Origin of the sequence: Actinoallomurus sp. CA-142502 (assembly GCF_050936355.1) — a bacterium.
GTDB lineage: Bacteria > Actinomycetota > Actinomycetes > Streptosporangiales > Streptosporangiaceae > Actinoallomurus > Actinoallomurus iriomotensis.
Genome location: NZ_JBNJMY010000001.1, coordinates 8,080,050 through 8,093,806, shown reverse-complemented (window position 1 = coordinate 8,093,806; position 13,757 = coordinate 8,080,050). Strand labels below are relative to the sequence as shown.

Annotated in this window: 11 protein-coding genes; 4 read left to right on the top strand and 7 right to left on the bottom strand. The window is 70.4% G+C overall.

Going from position 1 to position 13,757, the window contains the following annotated elements; genetic code table 11:
• Positions 1-4: 4 nt before the first annotated feature.
• The 4 genes from ACQEV1_RS37780 to ACQEV1_RS37765 all read right to left on the bottom strand — a co-directional run bounded on the left by ACQEV1_RS37780 (position 5) and on the right by ACQEV1_RS37765 (position 3,972).
• Positions 5-769, bottom strand: coding sequence for a DeoR/GlpR family DNA-binding transcription regulator (locus ACQEV1_RS37780; RefSeq protein WP_285581859.1), 765 nt, complete (start codon positions 767-769; stop codon positions 5-7).
• 78 nt (positions 770-847) lie between these two features.
• Entirely contained in the window at positions 848-1,714 is an 867-nt protein-coding gene (locus ACQEV1_RS37775) for a carbohydrate ABC transporter permease (RefSeq protein ID WP_285636389.1), read from the bottom strand.
• A gap of 3 nt (positions 1,715-1,717) precedes the next feature.
• Complete coding sequence (locus ACQEV1_RS37770; RefSeq protein ID WP_285581863.1) at positions 1,718-2,668, bottom strand: carbohydrate ABC transporter permease; 951 nt, start codon at positions 2,666-2,668, stop codon at positions 1,718-1,720.
• Positions 2,665-3,972, bottom strand: a complete 1,308-nt coding sequence (locus ACQEV1_RS37765) for an ABC transporter substrate-binding protein (RefSeq protein WP_285636394.1) — start codon at positions 3,970-3,972, stop codon at positions 2,665-2,667. The genes ACQEV1_RS37770 and ACQEV1_RS37765 overlap by 4 nt, the downstream gene beginning before the upstream one ends.
• A 606-nt stretch (positions 3,973-4,578) precedes the next feature.
• Between ACQEV1_RS37765 and ACQEV1_RS37760 the strand changes: the two genes are divergently transcribed.
• Positions 4,579-7,584 carry a M36 family metallopeptidase gene (locus ACQEV1_RS37760; protein ID WP_285636396.1) on the top strand — a complete coding sequence of 1,002 codons (3,006 nt, stop codon included), beginning with the start codon at positions 4,579-4,581 and terminating at the stop codon, positions 7,582-7,584.
• Between the two features lie 55 nt (positions 7,585-7,639).
• Here the strand turns inward: ACQEV1_RS37760 and ACQEV1_RS37755 are convergent, their stop codons facing one another.
• Complete coding sequence (locus ACQEV1_RS37755) at positions 7,640-8,503, bottom strand: helix-turn-helix transcriptional regulator (protein WP_433400875.1); 864 nt, start codon at positions 8,501-8,503, stop codon at positions 7,640-7,642.
• Between the two features lie 176 nt (positions 8,504-8,679).
• On the opposite strand from ACQEV1_RS37755, the gene ACQEV1_RS37750 reads away from it, so the two are divergent.
• Complete coding sequence (locus tag ACQEV1_RS37750; RefSeq protein ID WP_433400872.1) at positions 8,680-9,600, top strand: alpha/beta hydrolase; 921 nt, start codon at positions 8,680-8,682, stop codon at positions 9,598-9,600.
• Positions 9,601-9,609: 9 nt separating this feature from the next.
• Here ACQEV1_RS37750 and ACQEV1_RS37745 read toward each other — a convergent pair whose 3' ends face one another.
• The gene (locus ACQEV1_RS37745) at positions 9,610-10,359 is read right to left on the bottom strand and encodes an SDR family NAD(P)-dependent oxidoreductase (RefSeq protein ID WP_433400869.1); all 750 of its coding nucleotides are present in this window, start codon (positions 10,357-10,359) and stop codon (positions 9,610-9,612) included.
• A gap of 85 nt (positions 10,360-10,444) precedes the next feature.
• Between ACQEV1_RS37745 and ACQEV1_RS37740 the strand changes: the two genes are divergently transcribed.
• Positions 10,445-11,266: an SAM-dependent methyltransferase gene (locus ACQEV1_RS37740; protein ID WP_285636404.1), complete on the top strand. Its 822-nt coding sequence runs from the start codon at positions 10,445-10,447 to the stop codon at positions 11,264-11,266.
• Positions 11,267-11,269: 3 nt separating this feature from the next.
• On the opposite strand, the gene txtE is transcribed toward ACQEV1_RS37740, so the two are convergent.
• A complete protein-coding gene (gene txtE / locus ACQEV1_RS37735) occupies positions 11,270-12,487 on the bottom strand; it encodes a 4-nitrotryptophan synthase (protein WP_433400865.1) in 1,218 nt (405 codons plus the stop codon).
• 172 nt (positions 12,488-12,659) lie between these two features.
• Between txtE and ACQEV1_RS37730 the strand changes: the two genes are divergently transcribed.
• Positions 12,660-13,718, top strand: coding sequence for an ABC transporter permease (locus tag ACQEV1_RS37730; protein ID WP_433406049.1), 1,059 nt, complete (start codon positions 12,660-12,662; stop codon positions 13,716-13,718).
• Positions 13,719-13,757: the final 39 nt, after the last annotated feature.

Genomic DNA, 13,757 nt, shown 5'->3' with positions numbered 1-13,757 from the left:
GGTCTCAGACGGTGATGACCTCGACGCCTGCCGAGCGTAGGCGGTTCAGCTCCGTCGGGTCGGCGGCCGAGTCGGTGACGAGCATCGCGACCTCCTCGATCGGGGCGATGCGGGTGAACGCACGGGTGCCCACCTTGGAGGAGTCGGCCAGGACGACGACGCGTGCGGCGGTGCGCATCAGGCAGTGGTCGGTCTGGGCCTCGACCTCGTCGTGCGTGCTGATGCCGCCGGTCGCGTCGATGCCGTCCACGCCGAGGAACACCAGGTCGAGGTGGATGCCGGCGAGGGCGCGGTCGGCGATCGGGCCGACCAGCTCGTACGACTCCGGGCGTACGCTGCCGCCCGTGACGACCAGGTCGATGGCCGAGCGTACGGAGAGGTCGCCGGCGATGTTGAGGGCGTTGGTGACGACCTTCAGCGACCGGCCGAGCGATCCGAGCGCGCGGGCCAGTTCGGTCGTCGTGGTGCCTCCGCCCAGGCCGACCGAGTGCACCGACTCGGTGACCAGGGGTACCGCGGCCTGCGCTATGCGGAGCTTCTCCTCCTGGTGGCGGCCGGTGCGGTAGCGCATCGGCAGTTCGTAGATCACCTCGGCCGCCACCGCGCCGCCATGGGTGCGTTTGAGAAGCTGCTGTTCTTCGAGCGCTCGCAGGTCGCGGCGGATGGACGCGGGCGAGGCGTTCAGCTCGGTGGTGAGGTCGAGAACCGAGACCGTGCCGTTTTTCGCCAGCCGATCGAGGATCAGGCCCAGCCGCTCCTGTTGACGCATTCGATCACTATAAAGCACATTTGGCGCTTGATAATAGTCGTTGTCACGCGTTATTCGTCATCTGATCTGCACATTCGCTCACTTGAAGCCGGACGACGCGATCGACCGTACGAAGAAGCGCTGGGCGATCACGAACAGTACGAGTACCGGGATCTGGCTGGTCACGGTGCCGGCCATCAGCACCGGCCAGTTCGTCAGGTGGGAGCCCTGGAAGTTCTGCAGGCCCATCTGGACGGTCATGTTGCCCGGGCTCTGGATGGCGATCAGCGGCCACAGGAAGTCGTTCCAGACGTTGAGGAACGTGAGTACCGCCAGCGTCGCCAGGGTGGGGCCCATCAGCGGCAGCAGCACCCGTACGAGCGTGCGGAGGCGGCCGGCGCCGTCGATGCGGGCGGCCTCCTCCAGCTCGCGGGGCACGGTCGTGAAGAACTGGCGCATCAGGAAGACGCCGAACGGCGTCGCGAGGTTGGGTGCGATCAGCGCGCCGAGCGTGTCGGTCAGGTGCAGGTCGCGTACGACGATCAGCGTCGGCAGCATGACGATCTGGAACGGCACCATCAGGGTGGCGAGTACCAGGACGAACAGCACGCGGCTGCCGAGGAAGGGGATCCGCGCGAACGCGTACCCGGCGAGCGCGCAGAACACCAGGTTGCCGAGCACGCAGGTGACCGAGACGACCGTGCTGTTGAGCAGCCAGTGCCCGAACGGCCCCTGGTGCCAGGCGTCCACGTAGTTCTGCCAGTGCACGCCGCCGGGCAGGCCGGGCGGGAAGCGCCGGGTCTCCGCCTGGGTGGAGATCGACAGCAGCACCATCCAGATGAGCGGTGCCAGCATCACCAGGGACAGCGGGATCAGCAGCAGGTGCAGCGGGCTGGGCCGCCGGCGCGGCCGCAGCGGGCCGCCGTCCTTCGTACGGACCGCCTGGCGTGGAAGAGCGAGGGTCATGTGTCAGCCCGCCTCGTAGTGGGAGCTCCGCCGGCCGAGCCACAGCTGAACGACGGTCACGATGAGGATCACCACGAACAGGGCGCAGCCGATGGCGGCGGCGTAACCGCCGTCGAAGTCGACGAACGCCTGCTGGTAGAGGTAGTAGACCAGCACGGTGCTGGCGTGCAGCGGCCCGCCCTTGGTCGTCACGTACACCTCGTCGAACAGCTGCAGCGCGTTGATGGTCAGCCAGACGAGCAGGAACGACGAGGCCGGCGCGAGCAGCGGCAGCTCCACCTTCCAGAACGCCTTCACCCGCCCGCAGCCGTCGAGGGCGGCGGCCTCCATCAGCTCGCGCGGCACGTTCTGCAGCGCGGACAGGTAGATGATGACGGCGAAGCCGAGCCAGCCCCACACGGTCATGCCGACCACGGCCGGCAGTGCCTCGCCGGTGCTCTGGAAGAAGCCCTGCTGGGGGAGGCCGAGCTTGTCGAGCCCGGCGTTGATCAGGCCGATCTGCGGGTTGTACAGCCAGCTGAAGATCACACCGGTCGCGACGGTGGAGGTGACGAGCGGGGCGAACACCGCCATCCGGTAGAAGGTCATCCCGCGGACCTTCTGGTTGAGCAGCACGGCGATCGGGATGGCGAGCACCATCGTGACCGGCACGAACATCAGGCAGTAGTACAGCGTCTGCCGCGCGGCCTGCCAGAAGACCGGGTCGTGCACCATCTTCTGGTAGTTCGCCGCGCCCGACCAGGTGCCGGGCGAGGTCAGGTCGGTCTGCTGGAAGGACAGCAGCACCGACCACAGCACCGGCACCAGACCGAACACCGCGATGAGCAGCACCGCCGGGGACACGAACGCCCAGCCGGCGAGATGGTCGGCTCTCCGGAAGCGGCCGCCCCGCTTCCGCTCCGCCCGCGCGGCGCGCCGTCCCGTGGGCCGCCGGGCGGTGGCCACCGCCATCATGCCCCCGCGAGGATCTGGTCGACCTGCTGACGTGCCTGGTCGAGCGCGGCCTGTGGCTGTGCCTTGCCGAGGAGCACCGACTGTACGGCGGCGCCCAGGGCCTGGGAGATCTTCGGATACTCCGGAATGTTCGGGCGGGACTTGGTGGCGTTCTTGCTCAGGTTGTCGACGAAGACCTCGTTCGCCGGGTAGCGCTTGAGGAAGTCCTTGTAGCCGGGCAGTTTCGTCTCCGACTCGCGCAGCGGCAGGTCACCGGTGGCGACCGCGAACTTCAGATGTGTCTGCGCCGAGTCGAGCCATTGCAGGAACGCCCACGCGGTCTTGCGGTCGCCCTTGTTGAACAGCATGTAATTGTCCGGGCCGGCGATGGTCGCGTGGTTGACCTTGGCGGGCAGGACCTGCGCGCCGTACGAGATGTCCTTGTTGATGCCGGACAGGTCCCAGGGGCCGGTCCAGAGCATCCCGATCTTCCCGGAGTTGAAGAGGTTCTGGTACTGCCCGTCGCCGGTGTCGAGGTAGACCGAGTGGTCGGTCACCGACATGTCGTGCAGCAGTTGCATGGCCTGCAGCCCGGCCGGTGAGTCGAACGCGGCCTTCTTGTTGTCGGGGGTGAGCAGGTCGCCGCCCGCCTGCCACAGCATCGCGATGTACCGCCAGACGGTGTCCTCGGTGCCGTCGTTGACGTACGCCCAGCCGTACCGGTGCTGGGAGGCGTCGGTCAGCTTGCGGGCGGCGGCGCGGAAGTCGTCCCAGGTCCAGTTCGCCGTCGGGTACGAGAGACCGGCGGCGTCGAAGAGCTTCTTGTTGTAGACCAGCGCGAGGTTGTCCACGAGCGCGGGGACGCCGTAGATCTTGCCGTCGGGCGTGGTGGTCGCCTGCCGGGCGGCCGGGAAGAAGTCGTCCCACTGGAACGACGGGCTGCTCTTGACCAGCGAGGTGAGGTCCTGCGTCTGGTTGCGGGCGGCGAGCGTGTTGATCGACGAGCCGAACTCGTACGCGATGCCAGGCGCCTTGCCGGAGACGAAGGAGGCGAGCGTCTTCTTCAGCGCGTCGTCGTTGCTGCCGCCGAAGGTGACGTTCACCTTCTGGTCGGGATGGGCGGCGTTCCACTCCTGGCCGAGCTGGGCGATCGCCTTGGCCTCGACGTCGGTGTAGCCGTGCCACATGACCACCGCGCCGTGGGAGCCGCCCGAGCCGCCGGATCCGCCGGAACACGCGGCCAGGGACGCGAGGGCGAGTGTCGCCGCGCCCGCGGTGACCCGTACGCCGAGCCGCCGCCCGGCTCGTCTTGGTGTATCGCGCATCTCCACGACTCTCCCTAGAAACGACGGCACACCCGAGTGGCCGCCTCGGGTGTTCGGTGCTCGCTAACGATTGATAGGCGGGACTTTAGATCAGAAACAATCACCGAACAAGGCGTATCGCCAAGAAAGCGACAGCTCGACGCCCCCGTGAGCGCCGCCGCGGCCGATCTCGATCACTACGGCTCGCCGAGCGGCGGGCGGGCCGCGGCCGGGGAAGCTCCTGGGGGCGGCGGCGGGGTGGGTGCGCCGCGGCCTGGTTCGTACGGGCGGTGGTGATGGAGGCGTGATCGCTCGCTCAGTGTGGCGAACCCATCACTGACCTTGGTCCATTACTCGTGGTAACCATCTGTTTTCAATTTTGCCCGTTGACGCGATTTTTACCTGCGTTTTATGCTCCCCACGGATTTTCCCGGTGGGAAGGGGGGCGGTGCGTCAGGTCTCCGCCATATTTAATCGGCCGAGCCGACGCAGCTATCTTCCATCCTGCACCGATGCGCTGATGGATCGTGCAATTCGCCCCGCCGTTCATCCGTGCCCCAATAGGCCGGATCGCGATTCGCCGCACCTTTTCCCGGTCCCTCGTAGCCCCAATGAGGTGGTAGAGCCGTGCGCAGAAAAAGAACAAGGGTCCGCCGGCTGACGGCGGTCCTGACGGCCGGAGCGCTCCTGGGCGCCGGCATGAGCGGGGTGGCGTCAGCGGCTCAGAACGCCGCCGCGCCTCGCGGGCAGGCGCCCCGCTCAGGCGTCGGCGACCGTGACGCCCGCCCGGGGCACCGCGCCCCCTCGGCACGCCAGCGCGACCTGGTGGCACGGCAGCGGGTCGACGCCCGCTGGAACAACCTCGGCACGCCCACCAGCCTCGTCTCCCGCGACACGGCGCTGGCCACCGGCCTGCCCGCCGATCCGGCCACCGCGGCCCGTACCTATCTGTCCCAGCAGCACGAGATGCTCGGGCTGACCCAGAAGGCCGTCGACTCCCTCGAGGTCGTCGCGGTCAACCCGATCGGCGCGGGCTCGGCGGTCCTGTTCCGCGAACGCTTCGGGAGCCTGCCGGCCGGCTATGACGGGCTCGCGGCGGTCGGCGTGGCCGGCGGCAAGGTGTACCTGGTCAGCTCCACACTCGCCCCGGACGTCTCCACGCCCGCCCCGGCCACGCTCAGCGCCGCCGAGGCATTGGCGAAGGCGAGCCGCGACGCCGGCCTGAACAGCGGCACCGTGACCTCGCAGGGCTCCTCCGGCGGCTGGAGCCGCTTCGCGGCCAGCGAGCTGAGCGGCACGCAGAGCGCCAAGCTCGTCGCGGTGCCGATGCCCGAGGGCGGGGCCCGCACCGCGTACGAGGTGGCCGTCAACGACACCGACCAGAGCGGCACGCGGTCCTACACCAGCTACGTCGACGCCCGTACCGGCGAGGTCCTCATCCGCGAGGACAACGTCGCGGACGACTCCGCGAACGACGGCCCGGAGTGGAAGGCCTTCCCGGAGAACCCGCCGGCCGACTACTCCTCCAGGGACACCCGCGAGACCTGGTGCCTGACCGGGGCCAAGGGCTGCGACCGCGTGGTCGCCAACCCGGCCTCCCCCCTGGCCTGGGACGTCGACCCGGGCGTGAGCGCCACCGAGCCGACGCACACCACCCGCGGCAACAACGAGTGGGCGGCGCAGGACTGGCTCGACGCCACCGGCCGCGGCTTCAACCTGGACGGGTTCGCCAGCCCCCGTGCGGACCGCCGGTACACCTATCCCTGGACGAACCAGTGGTACCGGTCCAAGTGCGCGCCGGACACGTTCGACAGCCCGCAGCGCAATGACATCGACGCGGCGGACGCCAACCTGCTCGCCATGCACAACCGCATGCACGACTTCTCCTACAACCTCGGCTTCACCGAGTCGGCCTGGAACCTGCAGGACGACAACTTCGGCAAGGGCGGCCTCGGCGCCGACCCCGAGCACGGCAACTCCCAGTCGGGCGCCCGCGTGCCGGACGTGCTGATCCGGGACAACGCCAACCAGGCCACGCCGCCCGACGGCAATCCGCCGACCACGAACATGTACCTCTGGCAGGCGATCGCGGGCTCGTTCTACAGCCCCTGCGTCGACGGCGACTACGACATGTCGGTCATCGGGCACGAGTACACGCACGCCATCTCCAACCGGATGGTGGCCGGGCCGGACCGCGGCCTCAGCGGTTTCCAGGCGGGCGCGATGGGCGAGTCGTGGTCGGACCTGGACGCGATGGAGTACCTGGCCGCCAACGACCTGGTGCCGCGCGGTCAGTCGCCGTTCGTCACCGGCCAGTACGTCACCGGCAACGACGTGCGGGGCATCCGCGACTACGACCTGTCCAAGAACCCGCTGAACTACAGCGACCTCGGGTTCGACCTGACCGGTCCGGAGGTGCACGCCGACGGCGAGATCTGGAACGGCGTCAACTACGACCTCCGCCAGGCCTTCATCCACAAGTACGGCGCGGGCAACGTCGCGCTGAACAGGTCGTGCGCCGAGGGCAGGACGCCGGTCACGCGGTGCCCCGGCGACCGGCGGTGGATCCAGCTCGTCTACGACGGCTGGCTGCTCATGGCGAACGGCAACGTCTCGATGCTGGACGCGCGGGACGCGATGCTCGCCGCGGACCGGATCCGGTTCGGCGGTGCCGACCAGGATCTGCTCTGGAACGTCTTCGCCAAGCGCGGCATGGGCGACGGCGCGGCCAGCAACACCAACGCCGACGCGGACGCGACGCCGAGCTTCGCCTCGCCGTCCGCCCGCAACGCCACGGTGCGGTTCAGCGTGACCGACGACTCTGGCGCCCCGGTGCCGGGGGCGCGCGTCTTCGTCGGCGACTACCAGGGACGCGCGATGCCGGTCGCCGACACCGACGCGGCCACCGCGCTGCCGGACACCGCCTCGATGGTGGCGGGAGGCTACGCGTTCGTCGCCCAGGCGCCGGGCCACGGCCTGACCCGCTTGACCGCGCACGTGACGGCGGGCTCGCACCCGACCGTACGGGTGAAACTGCCGCGCAACGTCGCCTCGGCCTCCGCCGGTGCGACGGCGAGCGGCGACGGCGTCGACCTCGGCGCCCTCATCGACGACGACGAAGCCACCACCTGGGCGTACCTGGGCGCGCAGGCCGCGCCGGTGGCGGGTAAGGGCGTCACCGTGCGCCTCGCCGGCGACAAGCCGCAGCAGGTACGCCGGGTCCAGGTCAGCGCGCTGCTGCGCCCGGCGAACGCGCAGGACCCGGGCGGCGACACCCAGTCGCAGAACCGGTTCACCGCGCTGCGGTCGTTCCGGATCCTCGCGTGCACGGCCTCGGCCACCGTCGACTGCTCGCAGGCCAAGGACTACCGCCGGGTCTACACCAGCCCGCGGGACGCCTTCCCGGCGGCCAGGCCCCGGCCGGTGGCGCCGAACCTGACCATGCGCTCCTTCACGATCCCGAAGACGACCGCCACCCACCTGCGCTTCGAGGTCGCCGCCTCGCAGTGCACCGGCAACCCCGACTACGCGGGTCAGCAGACGAACGACCCGAACGTCCCGACCGACTGCACCGCCGGAAGCGCCTTCTCCGGCCAGGTGAGGGCCGCCGACTTCGAGGTGTTCACCCACTGATCCGGTCGCCCGCGACCCCGGCCGGGCCCCGCCGCCGTACGGTGGCGGGGCCCGGTCAGTCCGGAATCCGGGCGGACCACCGCAGGAGGAAGCCCAGCGCCTCGTGCGAAGGGGAGCCGGGCTCCGCGGTGTAGGCGACCAGCTGCTGGTCGGGGTGGGTGTCGACGGAGAACTGCTGGACGTCGAGGGTGAGCGTGCCCGCCACCGGATGGTGGTAGGTCTTGGCGAGCTGCCGGGGCCCGCGGACCTCGTGGCCGGCCCACCAGGTGCGAAAGTCCGGGTCGCGGACGCTCAGCTCGCCGACGAGTGTGCTCAGGGCGGAGTCGTGGGGGTTACGGCCGGCCTCCATCCGCAGCACCGCGACGCATTCGCGGGCGGAGCGCGGCCAGTCCGCGTACAGCGACCGGAAGGCCTCGTCCAGGAAGGTCAGCCGGATCAGGTTGCGTTCGGCCGGGCGCAGCGCGCCGAAGTCGGTCAGCAGGGCGGAGATCCCCCGGTTCCAGGCCAGCACGTCCGTGCGGCGATTCAAAACCATCGCCGGGACGTCGGGCATCGTGTCCAGCAGCTGCCGCAGCCGCGGGGCCACCTCCGCCCGGCCGGGCCGCCGCGCGGGGGCGGCGGGCGCGACGTCGGCGACCGTGAACAGGTAGTCCCGTTCGTCCGGGGCGAGCCGCAGCGCGCCGGCGAGCGCGTCGAGGACCGGCCGGGAGACCCGGCGGGTGCGTCCCTGCTCCAGCCGGACGATGTAGTCGACGCTGACGTGCGCGAGCTGGGCCAGCTCCTCCCGGCGCAGGCCCGGCACGCGGCGCAGCCGCCCGTCGTCCGGCAGGCCCGCCCGGTGCGGGTCGAGGGCGGCGCGGCGCGAGCGCAGGAACGTGCCCAGCTCGTTGCCGGTGGAGGGGGCCACGGGGGATGTCATGCCTCCAGTATCCGCCCCGCTCACGGCGACGTGCCTGGTACTGGCCCGCATAGGCAGGACCGTCCCTGGCACCCCGTACCCGGCGGCACGAGGCTCAAGACGTGGCCGCCGGACTCAGGCCGCCACCGGAGCCCGCGGGCCCCGCCCTCGTTTCGATCCGACGGGAGAACACCACCGTGCGAACGGACGTCACCTTCCTCAGCGCCGGCCTGAAGATCGCCGGCCACCTCTACACCCCGGACGGCGAGGCCGCCGGTCCCCGGCCGGCCATCGTCGTCGGCCACCCCGGCACCGGCGTGAAGGAACAGGCCGCCGGCCTGTACGCGCGGCACCTCGCCGAGCGAGGATTCGTCACCCTCGCGTTCGACGCCGCCTACCAGGGCGAGAGCGCCGGTGAGCCGCGCGGCCTGGAGGACCCGGCCCAGCGGGTCGAGGACATCAAGGCCGCGGTCTCCTTCCTCACCACCCGCGACGAGGTCGACCCGGGCCTCGTCGGCGTGCTGGGCATCTGCGCCTCCGGCGGGTACGCCCTCCCCGCCGCCGCGACCGACCATCGCGTCCGGGCCGTCGCCACCGTCAGCGCCGTCGACATCGCCCGCCAGTTCCGCGACGGCGCCGACGGCGCCCAGGACCCCGCGGTGATCCGGGGCATGCTGGAGGCGGCCGCGGCGGCGCGTACCGCCGAGGCGCGCGGCGAGGGCGTCCAGACGTTCCCTCTCTTCCCGGACACCGAGGAGGAGGCGCGCCGGGGCGGCCCGCACGTCTTCGAGGGCTGGGAGTACTACCGCACGCCTCGCGCCGAGCACCCGCGTTCGGCCAAGTCGCTGACCTGGACCAGCGTCGACCGCATCGTCACCTTCGACGCCTTCCGCTCCCTCGGCCTCCTCGGCTCGCGCCCGCTGCTCCTGATCGCCGGCCGGGAGGCGGTGACCTCCTGGATGAGCGTGGAGGCGTTCCAGCGGGCGCCCGGCCCGAAGGAACTGCACTGGATCGACGGCGCGAGCCACGTCGACCTCTACGACAGGGAGCAGTACGTCGGCCCCGCGGTCGCAGAGCTGTCCCGTTTCTTCGGCGCGCACCTGGCCGAGGCCGCGTGAACTCTGAGGTCAGCCGGCCATCGTGAGGCCGCCGCTGACGCTCAGCACCTGCCCGGTGACGAAAGAGGCCGCGTCGGAGGCGAAGAACAGCACCGCCGCGGCGACCTCGTCGGGCCGGGCCGGCCGGCGGAACGGGATCGCCCGGATCAGCGCCTCCCTGAGCTTTTCCGGCAGCGCGTTGAACAGCGGGGTGTCCGTCGGCCCCGGGCACACGCAGTTGACGTTGATCCGGTGCCGGGCCATCTCGCGGGCCAGCGACTTGGTGAGCGCGATGACCCCGCCCTTGGCTCCGGCGTAGATGCTCTCGCCGGAACTGCCGACCCGGCCCGCGTCGCTGGCGATGTTCACCACCTTGCCGCCGGCCCCGGCCTCGATCATCGGCGGGAGGAAGGCCCGGCACAGGTAGACCGGTCCGAGGTAGTTGATGTCGACGACCTTCCGGGCGAAGTCCGGGCCGGCGTCGAGGAACGCGCCGGTGACGTCCCAGCCCGCCGCGTTGACGAGCACGTTCGGCGCGCCGACCTCACCGCACACCACGTCGCGCAGCGCCTCGACCGCGCCGGGATCGGCGACGTCGACCCGCCGGGCGGCGACCGGCCCGGGATGGCCGGCGGCCCTGGCGTCGGCGGCGGTGGCCTCGGCGCCGGCCAGATCCAGGTCGGCCGCGACAACGTGGGCGCCGGTGCCGGCCAGGCCCAGCGCGATGGCGCGGCCGATGCCCGAACCCGCCCCGGTGACCAGCGCGATCCGTTCCGTCATGAGGCATCCTCGTCGATTATCCGGGAAAAGGGGATGGGCCGGGGCGCTAATCTTCGTACCGCAGGAAAAGGGAGGTGACGGTTCGGTGTCCAAGCGCCGCGACTTCGCCGGCTTCCACACCCGGACACCGAACGAGGCCCGGGTGGTGGACTACCTTCTGGGCGGCAAGGACAACTTCGCCGCCGACCGGGAGGCCGCCGAGCGGGCCATCGCGCTCGCGCCGGGGCTGCCGATGATGGCGCTCGAGAGTCGCAGGTTCCTCGGCCGGGTCGTGCGCTTCCTCGTCGAGGCGGGGATACGGCAGTTCATCGACCTCGGCTGCGGCCTGCCCACGCAGAACAACGCGCACGAGGTCGCCCAGGCCGCCACGCCGGAGGCGCGGGTGGTCTACGTCGACTTCGACCCGGTCGTGGTCACGCACGCGCGCGCCCTCCTGGCCGACAACGTACGGACCAGCGTGGTCCAGGCCGACGTGCGCGATCCCGACCTGATCCTCGGCCACCCCGACCTGGTGCGGCTCATCGACCTGAAGCGGCCCGTCGCGATCCTGCTGATCTCGACGCTCCAGGCCGTTCCGGAGGACGAGGTGGTCCTGGACATCGTCACCCGCCTGCGCGAGGCGATCTGCCCGGGCAGCTGGATGGTGATCTCGCATCCGACCTCCGACGACCGGCCCGAGGTGACCGGGCGGCTCGCCGCGATGTTCCAGGACGAGGAGATCGTCAAGGGCACGCGACGCCGCGACAACCTGCGCACCCGGGCCGAGATCGAGCCGTACTTCGACGGCCTGGAGCTGGCCGACCCGGGCATCGTACGGATCCCGGCCTGGCGCCCGGACGGGGCCGGACCGGGCGTCGACCCGGAGTCCGTGTGGGCGATCGCCGGAGTCGGCCGCAAACCCGCGTAGGCGTCAGCCGAGTCCCAGCGGCAGGAACCGCAGGGACCGGAACTCCAGGTTGTGGTGCCACTCGGGTTCACCGGCCGGCCGGATCTTCGGGAACCGGGCGAACAGTGCCGTGAAGAACCACTTGAGCTGGAGGCCGGCGATCTGCCGGCCGAGGCAGGAGTGCGGCCCGGAGCCGAACGAGAGGTTCCTGCCGCTGTTCGCCCGGCCGAGGTCGAAGGCGTCCGGCCGCGGGAACACGCGGTGGTCCCGGTTCGCCGCGCCGAGGAAGAGCGCGACGCACCGTCCCTTCTCGATCCGCACGCCGCCGATTTCGAGGTCCTCCTTGGCGACGCGCCAGGTGAACTGGTTGGAGGCGTTGTAGCGCACCACCTCGTTGACCGCGTTGTCGGCGCACGCGCGTTCGGTCAGGAAACGCCCGATCTGCGGCTGGTTCCGGGCGAAGGAGAGCATGCCGCTGCTGGCCGAGCCGGGCGTCGTGGGCGCGTACAGCGCGATGAGCAGCAGGACGAGCTGGTGCGTCGTCTGCTCGAACGTGGCCTCGGCGTCCTCCTGAGCGGCCGCGAGACGCGCGATGACCGTGTCCGGAAGAACCCGGCCCCGGCCGCCCCGGATGAGCTCTCGCGCGTAGGTGTGCAGCTCCGTGAGGTGTTCGAGCAGGCGGTCGAACTCCATCGGCTGGTCTCGCGGGCCGGACCAGTAGGTCATGAGCGCGTTCACCCGGGGGACGACGAAGTCCAGGTCCTCCTCGGGCACGCCGAAGGCGTGGACCGAGGTGCGGACGGGCAGCCGCAGGGCCAGTTCTGACACGGCGTCGATCTCCGTGGCACGGCGCGGAACGGTGGCGACCAGATCGGCCGTGACGCGTCGGATGACCTCGCCGTAATGGTCGTGCGCCGCGCGGCTGAAAGCCGGATGGGTGGATCTTCGCAGTGAGTCGTGCAGCGGCGGATCGGTGTACATCATCACGTTCTTGGTGAACCGGTGATAGATGTTGCCGGGCGGCACCGAGCGGCCGTCGAATTTCACGCGCAGGACTTCTTCCATGCGCTCCGCCGTGAGCCGTGAGTCCGTCAGCGCGCCGGCGCAGTCGGCGTACCTCAGGACGGCCCAGGCGTTGAGGCCGTCACACCAGTGGACCGGCTCGCGTTCGGCCAGCTCAGCGTAGACGGGATAGGGGTCGGGGATGATGCCGGGATCCGCTAATCGCGAAGAATTGTGCACGGGTCCACTCCTTCCGTGCGGATGAAATGTAGTCGGGGATGCTGTCACCTTACGACTTTCCCTTGCCGAGGGTGTCCTTTTTCGGGGTTGACGAAGAAATTCAACGGCTGTAGAATTCAATGTCTGTTGAATGGCATGATCGCCGAATTCGGGAGGTCCCGCTGTGTGGGCCATGGTGACCAAGGAGTTTCGCCAGCTGCGGCGTGACCGGCGCACGCTGGCGATGATGATCGTTCTTCCCGTGCTGCTGCTGGTCGTCTTCGGCTACGCCGCCAGCTTCAACGTCCACGAGATCCCGACGGTCGTGGTCGGTCCCGGCGCCTCGCGTGCCGCCGCCTCCCTCCGGCCGCCGTTCGACGTGACGCGCGTGGACGCCGGCGCCGATGAGTCCGCGGCCCGGTCCGACATCGCGCACGGCCGGGCCGTCGTCGCGCTGGTGACCCGGCCGGGAACAGGCCTGTCGGTTCTGCTGGACGGCACTCAGCTGTTCTCGGCGCAGGCCGCGCAGAGCGCCCTCGCGCGCACCGGAGCCCTCGGCGCGTCCGCGCACGTCACGATCCTGTACAACCCGAGGCTCAAGACCTCATGGATCATGGTGCCGGGCCTGGCCGGCCTCATCCTGGCGTTCGTCGGTACGGTGATCACGAGTCTCGGTGTCGTGCGCGAGCGTCAGGCCGGCACGCTCGAACAGCTCGCGGTCATGCCCCTGCGCCCGTGGGACGTCATCATCGGGAAGATCATCCCGTACTTCCTCGTGGCGGCGGCCGACCTCACCGCGATCGTGGTCATCGGGAGGCTGCTGTTCGGAGTGCCCTTCGCCGGCAACGTCGGGGTCTTCGCGCTCGGCGCGATGCTGTTCCTCCTCGTCACCCTCGGCATGGGCGTCCTCATCTCGACCGTCTCGCAGAACCAGGGGCAGGCCATCCAGCTCGCGCTGATGACCCTGCTGCCCCAGATCCTGCTGTCCGGCCTGATCTTCCCGCTGTCGTCCATGGCGGCGGGCGTCCGGTGGATCTCCTACGTCCTGCCGCTCACCTACTTCGTCCGGCTCAGCCGCGCCGTCATGCTGAAGGGCACCTCGATCACCGGACTGTGGCAGCCCCTCGTACTGCTGGCCCTCCTGGGCGTCGCGGTGCTCGGCCTCGCCGTGCTCCGCTTCCGCCGCGACCTGGCTCCGGGCGGCGGCGACGGAGACGAGGAGCCGGCCGTACGCGAGTCGGTGACCGCGTGAGCGAGCGAAGCGAGCGAACCAGAGACACGCGGGCCGAGC

What these genes read in the sequence shown, in the direction of transcription:
- ACQEV1_RS37775 (WP_285636389.1), bottom strand. Translation starts at nt 1,714, where the DNA reads ATGACCCTCGCTCTTCCACGCCAGGCGGTCCGTACGAAGGACGGCGGC.
- ACQEV1_RS37780 (WP_285581859.1), bottom strand. Translation starts at nt 769, where the DNA reads ATGCGTCAACAGGAGCGGCTGGGCCTGATCCTCGATCGGCTGGCGAAA.
- ACQEV1_RS37730 (WP_433406049.1), top strand. Translation starts at nt 12,660, where the DNA reads ATGGTGACCAAGGAGTTTCGCCAGCTGCGGCGTGACCGGCGCACGCTG.
- ACQEV1_RS37755 (WP_433400875.1), bottom strand. Translation starts at nt 8,503, where the DNA reads ATGACATCCCCCGTGGCCCCCTCCACCGGCAACGAGCTGGGCACGTTC.
- ACQEV1_RS37745 (WP_433400869.1), bottom strand. Translation starts at nt 10,359, where the DNA reads ATGACGGAACGGATCGCGCTGGTCACCGGGGCGGGTTCGGGCATCGGC.
- ACQEV1_RS37765 (WP_285636394.1), bottom strand. Translation starts at nt 3,972, where the DNA reads ATGCGCGATACACCAAGACGAGCCGGGCGGCGGCTCGGCGTACGGGTC.
- ACQEV1_RS37770 (WP_285581863.1), bottom strand. Translation starts at nt 2,668, where the DNA reads ATGATGGCGGTGGCCACCGCCCGGCGGCCCACGGGACGGCGCGCCGCG.